Source organism: Phaeobacter sp. B1627 (genome assembly GCF_006265095.1).
In the GTDB taxonomy this organism is placed as follows: domain Bacteria; phylum Pseudomonadota; class Alphaproteobacteria; order Rhodobacterales; family Rhodobacteraceae; genus Epibacterium.
The window spans coordinates 21,905-36,873 of the sequence record NZ_VCNK01000041.1 but is presented as its reverse complement, the minus strand read 5'-3'; the positions used below and the strand labels follow the sequence as shown (position 1 = coordinate 36,873).

The 14,969-nt window shown below is 61.5% G+C and carries 12 protein-coding genes and 2 pseudogenes; 7 read left to right on the top strand and 7 right to left on the bottom strand.

All coding sequences use genetic code 11. The annotated features are described in order from the left end of the window. Positions 1 to 112: pseudogene (locus FGE21_RS18135) on the bottom strand (IS110 family transposase); the annotation flags it as partial. Between the two features lie 288 nt (positions 113 to 400). Between FGE21_RS18135 and FGE21_RS18130 the strand changes: the two are divergent. Together FGE21_RS18130 and FGE21_RS18125 are read left to right on the top strand one after the other, a co-directional pair. After that, on the top strand, positions 401 to 835 hold the full coding sequence (locus FGE21_RS18130) for an ester cyclase (protein ID WP_139664823.1): 435 nt from the start codon (positions 401 to 403) through the stop codon (positions 833 to 835). Positions 836 to 1,063: 228 nt separating this feature from the next. After that, positions 1,064 to 1,543, top strand: a complete 480-nt coding sequence (locus FGE21_RS18125; RefSeq protein WP_139664822.1) for an SspB family protein — start codon at positions 1,064 to 1,066, stop codon at positions 1,541 to 1,543. A 161-nt stretch (positions 1,544 to 1,704) separates the two neighbouring features. Here FGE21_RS18125 and FGE21_RS18120 read toward each other — a convergent pair whose 3' ends face one another. Beyond that, positions 1,705 to 2,292: a hypothetical protein gene (locus FGE21_RS18120; protein WP_176695481.1), complete on the bottom strand. Its 588-nt coding sequence runs from the start codon at positions 2,290 to 2,292 to the stop codon at positions 1,705 to 1,707. A gap of 235 nt (positions 2,293 to 2,527) precedes the next feature. Here FGE21_RS18120 and fumC point away from each other — a divergent pair, with 235 nt between their 5' ends. The 4 genes and pseudogenes from fumC to FGE21_RS20515 form a co-directional block, all read left to right on the top strand. Beyond that, positions 2,528 to 3,922 carry a class II fumarate hydratase gene (gene fumC, locus FGE21_RS18115; protein WP_139664821.1) on the top strand — a complete coding sequence of 465 codons (1,395 nt, stop codon included), beginning with the start codon at positions 2,528 to 2,530 and terminating at the stop codon, positions 3,920 to 3,922. 139 nt (positions 3,923 to 4,061) lie between these two features. Then, positions 4,062 to 4,238: a DUF4169 family protein gene (locus FGE21_RS18110; protein WP_139664820.1), complete on the top strand. Its 177-nt coding sequence runs from the start codon at positions 4,062 to 4,064 to the stop codon at positions 4,236 to 4,238. A gap of 289 nt (positions 4,239 to 4,527) precedes the next feature. After that, positions 4,528 to 5,631, top strand: a complete 1,104-nt coding sequence (locus FGE21_RS18105; RefSeq protein ID WP_139664819.1) for a Hint domain-containing protein — start codon at positions 4,528 to 4,530, stop codon at positions 5,629 to 5,631. A 3-nt stretch (positions 5,632 to 5,634) separates the two neighbouring features. Beyond that, positions 5,635 to 5,847 (top strand): annotated as a pseudogene (locus FGE21_RS20515) (ribbon-helix-helix domain-containing protein); the annotation flags it as partial. A gap of 122 nt (positions 5,848 to 5,969) precedes the next feature. Here FGE21_RS20515 and FGE21_RS18095 read toward each other — a convergent pair. The 3 genes from FGE21_RS18095 to FGE21_RS18085 form a co-directional block, all read right to left on the bottom strand. Further along, positions 5,970 to 7,352, bottom strand: a complete 1,383-nt coding sequence (locus tag FGE21_RS18095; protein ID WP_139664817.1) for a cytochrome P450 — start codon at positions 7,350 to 7,352, stop codon at positions 5,970 to 5,972. Further along, positions 7,349 to 8,596 carry a hypothetical protein gene (locus tag FGE21_RS18090; RefSeq protein WP_139664816.1) on the bottom strand — a complete coding sequence of 416 codons (1,248 nt, stop codon included), beginning with the start codon at positions 8,594 to 8,596 and terminating at the stop codon, positions 7,349 to 7,351. Before FGE21_RS18090 ends, FGE21_RS18095 begins: the two co-directional genes overlap by 4 nt. A 69-nt stretch (positions 8,597 to 8,665) precedes the next feature. Beyond that, positions 8,666 to 9,418: a cytochrome c biogenesis CcdA family protein gene (locus FGE21_RS18085; protein ID WP_139664815.1), complete on the bottom strand. Its 753-nt coding sequence runs from the start codon at positions 9,416 to 9,418 to the stop codon at positions 8,666 to 8,668. Positions 9,419 to 9,511: 93 nt separating this feature from the next. Here FGE21_RS18085 and FGE21_RS18080 point away from each other — a divergent pair, with 93 nt between their 5' ends. Next, entirely contained in the window at positions 9,512 to 9,748 is a 237-nt protein-coding gene (locus tag FGE21_RS18080; RefSeq protein WP_139664814.1) for a sulfurtransferase TusA family protein, read from the top strand. Positions 9,749 to 9,834: 86 nt separating this feature from the next. Here the strand turns inward: FGE21_RS18080 and FGE21_RS18075 are convergent, their stop codons facing one another. Continuing rightward, the gene (locus tag FGE21_RS18075; RefSeq protein WP_139664813.1) at positions 9,835 to 12,777 is read right to left on the bottom strand and encodes a ribonuclease E/G; all 2,943 of its coding nucleotides are present in this window, start codon (positions 12,775 to 12,777) and stop codon (positions 9,835 to 9,837) included. An 829-nt stretch (positions 12,778 to 13,606) separates the two neighbouring features. Continuing rightward, complete coding sequence (locus FGE21_RS18070) at positions 13,607 to 14,944, bottom strand: sigma-54 dependent transcriptional regulator (protein WP_139664812.1); 1,338 nt, start codon at positions 14,942 to 14,944, stop codon at positions 13,607 to 13,609. Positions 14,945 to 14,969: the final 25 nt, after the last annotated feature.

The following is a 14,969-nucleotide window of genomic DNA, read 5'->3' as shown; positions in this document are numbered from 1 at the left end:
CCTGCGTCCGCCTCAGCGTCTTGCGCAAAACCGCAGGGCCCGCGCCGTCCGCTCCGTGGACCTGAAAAACAGTCTTCGCCAGAACGACGCCGACTGTGATAATCTCGGACATGACCGCTCCCCTTTGTGGATCCTCGTAGACCCATCTCGGCACACAGATGCCGTCGGGGGGGCGGTTACATCATCAGAGTCCTTCCTACATAGTCTTGTGTCGTCTTGTGTCATATTAGATATGGTCTGATGGTATTGGTCGCGGTATTGACCGATGCTATGATGCTGTATCCAAATGCGGTTTTCACACTATATTCACAGCTGAATACATCTCCAGCTCTCGACTTCTGGTTGTCCGGCCCTTTAGGTGGGGACTTCTTCACAATTATGAACATGAAATGCGCCTGAAATGACGATAAGCGAGTTGCTGCACCTGTGGTTTGATGAAGTTTGGAACAAGGGCAATCTCGACATTATAGACGAGCTGCTCGACCCGGATGTAATCTTCAACGGAGCGCTTGACGGTGTGGTTTCGCCCGGCGTCGATTACAAGGAAGTCGTGACCGCCATGAAGGCACTCATGGATCAGATGCACGTCACCGTCACCCACAGCCTCGAAGAGGGCGACCTTGGGATGGTCCGCGTGCGGGTGGATGCCATGGACCTGACCCATTCTCACAAGCTCGATTTCACCGGCCAGATGCTGGTGCGGGTCAGAAACGACCGGATTTTCGAATTCTACTCCAATTTCGACTACCTGCGCATGTTTGAACAATTGGGCCAGCTCCCGACGGATGCATTGCCTGTCTGTCTGACCGGGGAGCGGCTGGTCTGGACCGACTGACACCGCCCGCACCCCAGACAGGAGAGCACCGGCGAATACCCGGGAACAGGGGCGCATTCGGGTCTGCTCCTCCGCGCGGCCCGGCGTTTTTTACTGTCTTTACGCTGGACGAAAGACGAGCACCTTGGCTTGCAATGCCCTCGGATTAGGTCCAAAACTGGTCGGGAAAAGGTAAGGTTCACAGCTCTTCGGCCAGAATCTACCCGAGCAGATAAAAGGTGTGAGACCATGTCCCGCGAGATCGATTATGGAAACCTGATGCACCGCGCCATGCGGGGTCTGATCCGCAATGTTCTGAATGACGTAGCGGCCAACGGCCTGCCCGGCGCGCATCACTTTTTCATCACCTTCGACACGTCTCATCCCGATGCGGAGCTCGCCGACTGGCTGTCGGACCGCTATCCCGGCGAGATGACGGTGGTCATGCAGCATTGGTATGACAATCTGGATGTTGGCGAAGACGGGTTTGCCGTGACGCTGAATTTCGGCGATGCGCCGGAGCCGCTCTATATTCCTTATGATTCGATCAAGACCTTCGTCGACCCTTCCGTGGAATTCGGCTTGCGGTTTGAAAGCACCGATGAGGACGGTCCCGATGATCTCGACCCCTTGGAGATCTCGGACGATCCGCTGGAACAATCAGAGGACGACGCGGCGGCAGAGAAGAAGAAAGCCGATATTGTCTCGCTGGACAGTTTCCGCAAGTAGCGGCCAGAGTGTAGGTGCCAGAGTGTAGGGACCAGAGCGAGAGGTTCCTGGGCGACACGCGCGCCCAGTGACACGCCCCAGTGACACGCCCCTGTGATACCGCCCTGTGACACAGTCCATTCTCGTAGTCCGGGCCCGGTTCGTGTCAGGCCAGGCCCGTGTCAGTCGTCCCGGGTCAGAAAGGTTGTGACCGTCCGCGATGCCAGCCCGTTGCGATGGGATGAAAAATCCAGTTTCAACCCTCCCTCGGCAAGAGTACGGTCGTACTGCTGCATCAAATAATCCCCGTTTTCCGCCACATAGAGCGAAAACACAGTCAGCGTATCATCAATGACCCGGGCCCAGACGAAGGGCTCGCCCTCCATCGGGTTCATTTGCACGGTGTGGCCGAACACGTTGGTTTTCATCGCTGCCGCATAGACGCCGGAGCGTTCGGACGGCAAGAATTCAATCTTGTAGGTCTTCGTCTTTTCGCGCCCGTCCGCACGCCGGATCGCGGTGCTCCACTGGACCCAGAACCCATCATAGGTGACCTGTATCGTCACGCTCATGTCCCGCTGCTCGACCTTGCCATCAAGCTGCTCGACCTCGGCCGTGCCCCGGTAGGTTCCGACGAACCGACGCAGATCCGCCGAGGCAAAGACCGCCTGCGCCGACAGCAGCAGGGAGACCAGGATCGTCAGACACCACAGTGCGAGGCGTCCGGTATCAGGCAAGGCCCGGGTTCGGCTGACGGCAGTCCTGCGCATGATATGGGTTCGAGCTCCTGTTGGGTCCGCCGCATATGCGACTCTCTTGTGTTGTAATCTATGCATCCTGAACAAACTGGCAATGGCACTTGCGCTATTGCAGCAGTATACCACCAATCATTGTCTCGCGAAATCGTGGCCACCTGCTGCAGACCATTTGCACCCGGCCGCCTGCGCGGGTACATGGCATACACCAGTATACCACTTGGCCGATCCAGCGACGGAGACAGACACAATGTCGAACACCCGCACCGAAACCGACAGCTTCGGACCCCTCGAGGTCCCTTCCGACAAATACTGGGGCGCCCAGACCCAGCGGTCGATCATGAACTTTCCCATTGGTTGGGAAAAGCAGCCCGTCGCCATCGTGCGCGCGCTTGGCGTCATCAAAAAGGCCTGCGCCATGGCCAACGTCGCCTCCGGCGCGCTTGACAAGACCATCGGCGATGCCATCGTTCAGGCCGCAGGCGAGGTGATCGAAGGCAAATTTGACGACAATTTCCCGCTGGTCGTCTGGCAGACGGGATCGGGCACCCAGTCCAACATGAACTCCAACGAGGTGATCGCCAACCGCGCGATCGAAATCCTCGGCGGTCAGATCGGGTCCAAGGATCCGGTGCACCCGAATGACCATTGCAATATGGGGCAGTCCTCCAACGACACGTTTCCCACAGCGATGCATATTGCGACCGCCATGTCGGTGCGCGATGTGCTGGTGCCCGGCTTGACGAAACTGGCCGAAGGGCTGGAGGCCAAATCTGATGAGTTCAAAGACATCATCAAGATCGGCCGCACCCATACCCAGGACGCGACTCCGCTGACGCTGGGGCAGGAATTCGGCGGCTATGCCCATCAGATCCGTCAGGGCCTGGCCCGGATTGAAGCCGCAATGCCCGGCATCTACGAGCTGGCGCAGGGCGGCACCGCCGTGGGCACCGGCCTCAATACCGTCAATGGCTGGGGCGAGACCGTGGCCGCGAATATGGCCGAGATCACCGGCCTGCCCTTTGTCACCGCGCCAAACAAATTCGAAGCACTGGCGGCCCATGACGCCATGGTGTTCCTGTCGGGCGCTTTGGCGACCATCGCGGGCAGCTGCTACAAGATCGCCAACGACATCCGCTTTCTCGGCTCCGGTCCGCGCTCCGGTCTGGGCGAATTGATCCTGCCGGAAAACGAACCGGGATCGTCCATCATGCCCGGCAAGGTGAACCCGACGCAGGCCGAGGCTCTGACGCAGGTGGCGGCCCATGTCATGGGCAATGACGCCGCGATCAAATTTGCAGGCTCGCAAGGGCATTTTGAGCTGAACGTCTACAACCCGATGATGTCCTACAACCTGCTGCAATCGATCCAGCTGTTGGGCGATGCCAGCGACAGCTTCACCGAGCGGATGCTCTCGGGCATTCAGGCCAACGGACCGCGTATCGAAAAGCTGATGACCGAGAGCCTGATGCTGGTCACCGCGCTCGCCCCCACCATCGGCTACGACAACGCCACCAAAGTGGCCAAGACGGCCCATAAGAACGGCACCACCCTCAAAGAGGAAGCGGTTCGTCTCGGGTTTGTGGACGAGGAAACCTTTGACGCGGTCGTGCGTCCCGAACAGATGATCGGCCCAAAAGGCTGACAACCGGCTGAATAGAATCGTGAACACGCCGGGAGACCGGCGTGTTTCCAAAGCACCGATTCAGATCCGAAGCGACCTGAACAGGGCAATTCCTGTACTCCGCGTTTCAAATTCAAATTTGCCTGGCTATTGTGACCCAATGAGCGAGATCGTGAACCTCAACCGCTTTCGAAAGCAAAAGCAGCGTGGCGCGGAAAAAGCGCGCGCGGATGAAAACGCTGTTAAGTTTGGCCGCAGCAAGGCGGAAAAACAGCGCGACAAGACCGTGGACGAGAAGATGAAAACCCGCCACGGCGACCACAAACTGGAGGACTGAGCGCCAACCGGGCGCGGTGACTGTCTCTCTCTCCCATCTGTCTGCCTCTGCCCTCTCTGTGCCGTGCGCCGCCTCAGACTGTCGGGAAGCGTCGCCGCCGGGCTCTGGTCGTCCCGGTGCAGCCGATAAATTTAATCAAATCTTTACCTTCCGGCGCCCTGCCCACATAATGCGCGGCACTGACGGTTTCTGTCCGGTTGCATCTGACCAGGCCAGCCGTCCCACCGCAATCACAGTCGCAGTCGCGCCTAGTCACAGCCACAGCCACAGTCGCGGAGGCATCAGCCGCATGCCCAGTTTTACCTATTTCGTCTACGCGCCCAATGCGCTGGATTTTTTCAACGGTACGATCCGGCTGGATCCGGATTTTGATCCCGAAGACGACCGCCGTGTGGTGGTGTTGACGGATGACGACAACACGCTTGACGGGGACTTCACCAACAATGAACGGGGCGCGGATGGCACTCAGCGCGGCACTGTGTACCAAAGCGACGGTACGAGTCCGGCGCGGATAGGTGGCGAATACATCTTCAATGATCGGATCTATGCCGAGAGCCGGCTGACCCTGTCGGGCAGCGACGGCAGCGTGATCGAGGTCTACACGCTGGAAAGTGACGGGATTTTCATCGGATACCTGCCGGTCTCGCCTCTGACTGCCAATGTCGACTACACCTACACCGTGTCCAATGTCATCAACGACAATGAGCTGTCGGGGCCGTATTTCGACCAGTATATGGGCGACGACGGCACCGATCCGGGTGAATATACCGACGAAAACGGCGTCTCGCAGATTGAGGGCGCGGTGGTGATCTGTTTCACGCCGAATTCGCAGGTCACCACGCCGCAGGGCGCGCGCCGCATTCGCGACCTTGAGATCGGCGATCAGGTTCTGACCCGCGACCGGGGTTATCAGAGCGTCCGCTGGATCTATCGCCGCACCCTGACGCGGGCGTTCCTTGACGCGAACCCGCATCTGGCACCGGTGGTGTTTGAAAAGGATGCGCTCGGCCCCGGTCGCCCCAGACGCCGCATGAAAGTGTCGCCGCAACACCGTCTGCTGGTCCAGAGCCACCTGAGCGAAATGCTCTTTGCCAGGGGCGCGGTTCTGGCGCCGGCCAAGGGGCTGATCAACGGAACCCTGGCCTACCAGGACAGATCCGGCACGCCGGTCAGCTATGTGCACATCCTGTTTGACCAGCATGAGGTGATCGAAGTCGATGGTGTCTTTTCCGAAAGCTATCACCCCACCGAGCGCGTGCTCAGCACCTCCGAAGCCGCCCTGCGGGAGGAGCTTTTCCAGATATTCCCCGAGCTTCAGCAGGACCCCGATGCCTATGGCCCCACCTGCTATCCGGCGATTTCCGTGCGTGAGGCACGGCTGCTCATGGCCTGATCCATGTTGAGCCAACGCCCCAAGAAACGCTCCCTGACCCTGCGCGGGCATCGGACCTCGGTGTCGCTGGAGGATGCCTTCTGGGCGGAATTCAGGCGATTGGCGGCAGAGCAAGGCCGCGCCATCAACGAGCTGGCCGCCGAAATCGACGAGGCGCGCGGCACCGAATGCGGCTTGGCCTCCGCGATCCGGCTCTTTGTTCTGGAGGCGCTGAAGCGACCGCAGCCAGTGTCGGACCCAGACACTGATCCGGACTCTGGCCTGGTAACTGGCCCAGACACTGCCCCAGACACTGGCGCAAACCCGGGCTCCCTCCCGGATCCCCACGCATAGCGCATTCAGCGCGGCGTCAGGCGCAGCCAGATGCCGTTTTTCGATCTGACCGTCAAATGCGCCACCGGCTGCGGCACCTTGTTGGGGACCAGCTCGACCCGGTAGCGGCGCAGCAAATGAGCCAGGATCAAAACGCCCTCAACCATCGCAAAGCCCGCCCCGGTACAGACCCGGGGACCGGCGGAGAACGGCATATAGGCGGTGCGCGCGCAGGCCTTGCCGGCGTCGGTCTGCCAGCGGGACGGATCAAACTCATCCGGCCGCTCCCACACCCGCTCGTGCCGCTGCAGATGCCAGGGGCTGAGCACGATCTGAGATCCCCTGGGTACTGGCCGGTCGCGAAACGTCTCGGGGCAGCCTGCTTCGCGGACCATCATCGGCACCGGCGGATAGAGCCGCAGCGTCTCGCGGTAGACATCCCGGGTGATCCGCAGGCGCGTAATCGCCGAGAACGCCTCGGTGCCATGGTCCAGCGCTTCGCGGGCAACGCGGTCCTGCCACTCCGGGTATGACGCCAGCAGATACAGCGCCCAGCCCAGGGCCGAGGCGCTGGTTTCATGCCCGGCAAGAAAGAAGATCGCCACCTGATCCACCATTTCCGCAGTCTCAAAGCCGACACCGGTTTCGGGATCGGGCGTTGTCATGATCTTGGTTGCCAGATCCGGCGGCGCGGTGCCTGCGTCGATTTCGGCAAGACGGGCTTCGGTCAGACCGGCAATCAGCCGCCGGATATGGGCGGCATTGCTGCGGGTGCCTTTGGGATAGATCCGCGGCATCCAGCGCGGCAGCGGCACAAAGGCTGCGAGGTTCAAAATGGGCTGAGCCTGCTGATAGGCCCGAAACCGGACAAAGACTTCGGCGGCGACCCGATGTTCGATCGGGATCGAAAAAAGCGTGCGAAAGATCACATCTGCGGCAATATGGGAGGTCACCGTCTCGATTTCCAAGGGCGTCCCATCGGCGGAGGCCTTGAGGCGCAGGGCCGCCGCTTCTGCCGCTGCCAGCATCGCCGGAAAGCTCTCCTTCAGCCGCCCCCCTTCAAAGGCCGGGTCAATGATCCGACGTTGCCGTTCCCAGGTCTCGCCATTGGTCAGAAAGACGGAGTTCCCCAACAACGGGCGCAGCCCTTCACCCACGCGGTTCGATTTCGGGAAATCCCCGGGCCGCTTTTTCAGAACAATGTCAATCAGATCCGGGTCGTTGATCATGAAAGAGCGAAAGAAGGGCGTTTTGAATTCGGCCATCCAGGCCCGGTACAGGCGGGCGGGCTGCGCGGAGAGAATGTCCTGGCGGAACAGTTTCAGGTAGCGCCACAGCGAGACACTGTCCGGACGGGCGGCAGGTTTCGGCGGCTTGGCAGGCGGCGTGGAGGGCGGCACGGCGGTCATCGCGGTGCCACCGAAGTATAGCGGTTCACGGCGCGGGTCAGACGCGAGCGCGAATGATCGCGCATCCGGTAGCGGCTCCGCAGCGACAGCGGGCCGGCGGTGATCTGGAAATAGTCATAGTCTCGCGGCGCGTCAAAGGCACAAAGATATTGAAAATGAAGCCGGAAATAGCGTCGCTTCAAGGCCTGCCAGCGCGCGGGGCTGAGGCTCTGGGTGAAGGCGGCGGAAAACACCACCGGCCAGCGCTGCGCGGGCCGCGCGACGCCTGACACCGCCACCGGATCACAGAGCGCAAAGGCGCAGCCATCGCCCGGCGCCGTCACATCATACCACGCAACCTCGGCCTGCTCCGACATCTCCTGCAGATCCCGGCGCAAGCGATCTGCGCGGGGCAGGAATGACACCATCGGCACCACCTGACCGAGACTGAGAAAACTCAGCTCCGGACGCGGCTCCGCCAGCCCCTCCCGCAGGAGATCGGCCAGCACCGACACGCCGATATGGGCCCCGGACGAATGACCGACCACCAGCACCTCATCCGCGTCATTGTCTGCCAGAGCCCTGCGCACAGTGGCGGTGAATTCCGCGATACGGGCCTCCAGCTCTGGTGGGTTTTGGCCGCGCAAAGCGGCGGAATAGGCATAGTCATGCATGAGGTAATAGGCGAAAAACCGATTGTCCCGCGCCTTGAACGCCAGCAGCACCGCAACCGCGGCGCCGCCGCTTGACAGGACTTGCGCCAGCCCGCGCAGGCCCGTTGGCAGCGCAAGCACCGCCCCGAGGGCGCCCGCCCCCCAGGCCACACAGCCCGCCGCCGCCAGCGCCAGGCCCGCCTGCGCCAGCAGGATCGCCACCGGATAGAGGGCCGCGATAACCGGCCCTTTGCGCAGCCGCATCAGCCGCCACAGGGCACCGCAGGACATGTAGATCCAGGCGGTCCGCACCAGCTGCACATAGGTCGCCGCAATCGAGGTCTGCATGCTGTTGCGGACGATATCGGACCACGGCAGGACTTCGATATCGGTCTCCACATCCTGCCCGTCGATCCGGGCAGAAACGTGCCAGCCGAAAGGGCCCTCGGTGCGTTTTGGCGTCAGCGCGAGATCATAGCCCGACAGCCGCGCCTGCGCCTGACCTTCGCTGCGATACAACTCGCGATAGCGACGGGGCGGAAACGGGTCATAGCCCGGAATATAGAAAACGCGGCGCCTGCGCACCGGCGTCGAGGATGTTGAACTGCTCATGACCCTGTTCTTTCTTGCCGCCAGCCTAGCGCAGCTTTCCGGCAAGAGAAAGACAGCCTGTGTCGCGACTTAACCCAGTGTGGCCAAAGCGGGGAATGTCTCCAGCAGCCAGAAGGAAAAGCTGGTGAACAGGCCCGTGACCAACATCACACCCACCAGCAAGAGCAGCGCGCCCATGATCTTTTCGATCACCCCCATGTGACGCTTGATCCGGTTCATCAGCACCATGGAGCGGCTGAGAAAGATGGCGGCCAGAAGAAACGGCACACCGAGACCAAGCGCATAGACGCCGAGAAGGATCGTGCCCCGGCTGACAGAGGCCTCGGAGGCGGCCAACGACAGGATCGCGCCAAGCTGTGGCCCGATGCAGGGCGTCCAGCCAAAGGCGAAGGCCAGCCCCAGCACATAGGCACCAAGGACGGAGCCGCCTGCGTCTGCGGCCTCCATCCGGGCCTCGCGGTCCAACAAGGGAATGCGAAACACCGACAGGAAATGCAGACCAAAGACGATCACCACCACGCCGGAGAGCTTGGCGAAAAGCTCCTGATTCTGCAGCACGAATGCCCCGAAGGCCGAGGCGGTGAACCCCAACAGCAAAAACACGGTCGACAGGCCCAGAACAAAGAACATCGCGGCCAGCACCGCCTTGCGCCGGGCCGCCGCTGTGCCTTGGATTTCGCCAATCGACACCCCGCTCATATAGGCAAGATAGGGCGGCACGATGGGCAGCACACAGGGGCTGAGAAAGCTGATGATGCCGCCCACGAGGGCGATGAACATGGCGGGCAGAAGGCTCGCGTCTATGATCTCGATTCCAAACATGCCCCCTCCTTAGACCAGTGACGGGGCAAGGTCACGCGCACGGGGTGTCACATCCCTGTGGACAGGCTGTAACACGCAGCCTATTTCGGACCCATGACAGATTTTGACACGACTTTGGACGCCATCGGCCTCCTGTGCCCCCTGCCCGTCCTGAAAGCCCGCAAACGGTTGCAGCCGCTGTCGGTGGGGAGCGTTCTGCGCATCCTCGCCGATGATCCGGCAGCCGTTATCGACGTACCGCATTTCTGCAGCGAAGCCGGGCATGATTTCATCGGCGTGGAAGAGGGTGAAAACCACCAGATCTACCTGATCCGCAAGGGCGGGCACTGAGCCGCCTTATGCACGGGAAACGGGAAAGGCAAAAGGCGGCCCCCTTCGGGACCGCCTTTGTAGTTTTCATCCCGTCAGACGCCTGATCAGCCGCCCACGGACCACCAGCCCCGACGCTTCGGCTTGGCCGGTTTCGCCACCTCGGGTTCAGGTTCTGCCACGACGGGCTCCGGTTCTGCTGTGGGCTCTGGTTCAGCTGCGTCTTGCGGCTGAGGCTGCGCCTGCGCGTCCGCCTCGGCGACCGGTGTTTCAACCGGGGCTTCGGCGACTGCCTCCGTTTCCGGAACCTCGGCAGCAGCTGCGGTCTCCTCAGGTGCAGCAGTCTCTTCAACCGCGGCCTCGGCCTCTGCTTCGGCGGGTATTTCAGCCGGTGTTTCAGCCGCCACAGGCTCCGATGCCTCAGAGGCAACCGGCTCAGCGACGGCAGGGGCTTCAGCCTCACCAAGCGGCGCGTCCGCATCGCTCTCTGGTGTCGCGGCCTCAGACGGGGGGGCCTCGGAGGAGGTGGCCTCAACCGTTGTAGCCTCGGCCTCCGGCGCGGTCGGCGTCACATCGCCGGCCCCTTGATCAGCCTCGCGGGCGCCCCCTTGGGCGGCGGCATCGCGCTCTTCGCTGACGGCGTCGGGCTTCTTGCGCGACCGGCTCCGGGTGCGGGTGCGGGTCTTTTTCTTCTTCGGCTCAGCCTCGGACTCGGCCTCTGCGCTGCCCTCGGTGCTGTCGGTCACGGCATCGCCGGTGTCGGTCGGCTGGCTGTCGCCTTCACCCTCGGCATCGGTCTCAGCCGTGTTCGACGTCTCGCCGCCGTCCGCGCCATTTTCCCCATTCGAGGACTTCTTGCGCCGCCGACGACGCCGCTTGCGCTTGGGCTTCGTTTCTCCCTCACCTTCGTCACTGGTATCGACCGGTTCCGGTGCCTGCTCGACCTCGGCCTCCTCTTCCGGCTCCTCGATGGCATCGATCTGATCCATTATCGAGGTATCCACGGAAACCACCGGCCCTGCCACGGCAGCAATGCTGCGCGACGCGGTCTTGAACTTCTCCAGCGTGAAATCCGGGCTGACCAGTTTTACGTCGCCCTCAATGCGCACGGACAGACCGTAGCGAAGCTCTATCTGGGCGATATGCTCGCGTTTCTGGTTCATCAGATAGTTGGCGATATCCACCGGACATTTCACCAAGACTTCACGCGACCGGCCCCGGGTGCCTTCCTCTTCGATCTGACGCAGGATCGACAGCGCCATGCTGTCATCCGAGCGGATCAGACCCGTGCCGTGGCAATGCGGACAGGGCGCCGTGGTGGCCTCGATCATGCCGGGGCGCAGACGCTGGCGCGACATTTCCAGCAGACCAAAGCCTGAAATGCGTCCGACCTGAATGCGGGCGCGGTCGGTTTTCAGCTTGTCTTTCAGCTTTTTCTCGACGGCGGCGTTGTTCTTGCGCTCGTCCATATCGATAAAGTCGATGACGATCAGACCGGCAAGGTCGCGCAAACGCAACTGACGCGCCACTTCTTCGGCGGCCTCGAGATTGGTCTTGGTCGCGGTCTCTTCGATCGAGGCCTCTTTCGTGGCCCGACCCGAGTTCACGTCGATCGCCACCAAGGCTTCGGTGACGCCGATCACGATATATCCGCCGGATTTCAGCTGCACCGTCGGGTTGAACATGCCGGAGAGGTAGCTCTCGACCTGATAGCGCGCGAACAGGGGCAGTGATTCATTGTAGTTCTGCACGTTCTTGGCGTGGGACGGCATGATCATCTTCATGAAGTCCTTGGCGATGCGGTAGCCGCGTTCGCCTTCGACCAGAACCTCGTCGATCTCACGGTTATAGAGATCGCGGATCGACCGTTTGATCAGATCGCCTTCTTCATAGATCTTGGCCGGTGCGATGGATTTCAGCGTCAGCTCTCGGATCTGTTCCCACAGCCGCTGCAGATACTCATAGTCGCGCTTGATCTCGGCCTTGGTGCGTTTGGCACCCGCCGTGCGCACGATGAGACCTGCGCCCTGCGGCACATCAAGTTCGGTCGCGATCTCCTTGAGTTTCTTGCGGTCGACGGCATTGGTGATCTTGCGAGAGATGCCACCGCCACGCGCAGTGTTCGGCATCAGGACGCAATAACGGCCCGCCAGCGAGAGATAGGTGGTCAACGCCGCACCCTTGTTGCCGCGCTCTTCCTTGACGACCTGAACCAGCAGGACCTGACGGACCTTGATGACTTCCTGGATCTTGTAGCGGCGCGGACGGGGTTTGCGCTGCGGACGGATATCTTCCTGATCATCTTCATCCGCGACGGACTCGATGCTGTCATCCTTGTCGGCGGCGTCGGCAGATTTGCCTTTGGTGGGCGTGTCTTCCTCACCTTCGTCGTCGCCTGCGTCCTCGTCAGAGGCCTGGCCATTGCCCTCCGGGGTGTCGGTGTCGTCCGAGATGTCCTCAGCGGTGTCTTCGGCAGCGTCGGCAACAGCCTCCGGGCCGGGCGCGTCGGTCACATCGGTTTCGGGCGCGGCGACATCTGCCTGAGCCGCATCGGATTCGGGCACCTCGGCGATGTCCGACGCGTCGTCGGTCAGGTCGATGGTCTCCATGCCGGAGATCTCACCAGCGGGGGCCGTGATCTCTTTGGTTTCGACCGCGTCGCTGGTGGTGGTTTTCTCGGCCCGTGTGCGGCTGCGCGAGCGCGAGCGTTTCTTGGGCTTTGGCTCGTCTTCGTCTTCATCCCGGGCGCGCATGGATTCAGCATAGGCGCGCTCTTCCTCCATCAGGGCCTCTCGGTCCGCAACGGGGATTTGATAGTAGTCCGGGTGAATTTCGGAAAACGCAAGGAAGCCATGGCGGTTTCCGCCATAGTCCACAAAAGCCGCCTGCAGCGAAGGTTCGACGCGGGTTACTTTTGCGAGGTAAATATTTCCAGCAAGCTGGCGTTTGTTTTCAGATTCAAAGTCAAATTCCTCGACCTTGTTTCCATCCACCACCACGACGCGGGTTTCTTCCGCGTGGGTGGCGTCGATCAGCATTTTCTTCGCCATTAGTCCTTATGGTGCACCATGCCAGCACAGGCCGCCGCCGGGCCAGGGTCACAGGGGCACAGACCGAAGTCCCTGCCCTTGCCCATAAACCAGGCGGACGAACATGTTGTGGGTGGTGTCTTGTCAGGGCGACTTTCGACGGCGCAGGGAACACAGCAGTGCAACACCGGAATGTCCGACAGAGTTGCGGATCACCTGTTGCCTTGCTCAATACTCTCGCGCGCGTCATCGCGGTTCTTCTCCGACAGGTGGGTTGATCCCGATCCCTGCCCGTTATTTCCTCTTCGCCATTGTCGCACTGGACCCTGTCGAAGCAGGCACTCAACAGCCTCGCACTCTGCGAGACGAACTGGTCTGTCCGGATGCCCCGGCGACGGCCGGACGGACATTCAGGACAGAAAATCTCATGTATGGACGCCGACAAATGCGGGGCCCGTTCTTTCAGCATAAGGCCTGTGGATAGGGAATGACAATGGTCATTCTGCGCCGCATGCCCGCTAAAGATGATTTCGCATCATAGGTGCAAGTTTGAAAGGCGACGTTAAAATCGGGCGCCGGCTTCGGAAAAGTATCATGAATTCAGGACAATTCTTTCCGCTGCCCCTTTGTCTTCCCCTTTGTCTCCCCCTGTGCTGCCCCCTATCCCCCGGTCGTCTGAAAGGCGAGAAGGCGGCATCCAGAGCCCGCAGTTCAGGGGGGGGCGTGATTTTTCCGGCGTGACACCCGGCAAGACAGTCGGCGGGACCACTCGCAATGGCTGCAGCAGTCTCGCCGGGTGTCGCGTTTGTCACGCGCCGCGAAGCGCCCCGTTTTCAGATGCGGGGTGACCTCAACCGAGGTAGTCGGAGCGCTGCAAGGCGTATTTGGCCATCTTCTCGTTCAAGGTTCGGCGCGGCAGGCACAGCTCGTCCATGACCGACGCGATGGACCCTTTGTGGCGGCGCATGGTGTTGTCGATCAACATACGCTCAAAGGCCTCGACGTATTCCTTGAGTGGCTTGCCTTCGGTGGTCATCACCGGCTGCATGTCCTCGTGGTCGCTCATCAACAACGAGGCAATGGTGCCCGATCCGCGCCGGGACTGCAGGACCGCCCGTTCAGCCACATTGATCAGTTGACGCACATTGCCCGGCCAGGGCGCCTGCAGCAATTGCGCCGCCTCCTGCGCGGTGACCTGCGGTGCATCGCAGCCATATTCCTCGGAGAACTGCTCGCTCAGACGGGTGAACAGCGTCAGGATATCCTCGCCACGCTGGCGCAGCGGCGGAACCGTGATCCGCAGGGCCGCAAGACGGTAGAACAGATCCGCGCGCAGCACGTCTTCGCTGGTCTTGCCCGCTTCCTGCAGGTTGGAGATGGCAATGATGCGGGTCTCGCCGGGGGTGCCCTGCTCGTTTATGAAGCTCAAAAGCTTCGCCTGCAGGGCCTCGCTGAGCGCCTCGACATCCTCAAGCACCAGGGTGCCGCCGCGCGCCTCTTCTACGGCGGGCAGCATGCTGTCCTCCGGCTGCATCGGGCCGAACAGACGTTTGGCCAGCGCCTCTTCTTCCAGTGCGGCGCAGGAAATCAACACGAACTTCTTGCCCGCCCGGCTGCCAACAGCATGAAGCGCATGGGCCACCAGCGTTTTCCCGGTGCCCGTCTCGCCATCGATCAGCACATGCCCGTCGGCCTGCCCCAGATCGAGAATATCCTCGCGCAGGCGATCCATCACCGGGCTGGTGCCGATCAGCTTCTTCATGATCTGGCTGCCGTCCGACAGCTCCCGTCGCAGGGCGCGCGTATCGAGCGTCAACCGACGGGCACCGGTGGCGCGCTTTGCCAGCTCGGACATCCGGTCAGGATTGAAGGGTTTTTCCAGAAAATCGAAGGCCCCCACACGCATCGCCTCGACCGCCATCGGCACATCGCCATGGCCAGTGATCATGATGACCGGCAACGCACTGTCGGACCCCATCAGTTTCTTCAGGAACTGCATGCCATCCATTCCCGGCATCTTGATGTCGGAAATCACGATCCCCGGGTAATCCGGGCCCAGCGTCTTCAGCGCATCCTCGGCGCTGGCGAAAGTTTCGGTATCATAGCCGGACAGAGCCAGCCATTGGCTGATCGATTGGCGCATGTCCTGTTCGTCGTCCACGATCGCAATTTTCATGGCCTGTGCCATTGGTTGCCCTCCACGTCCCGCCGCA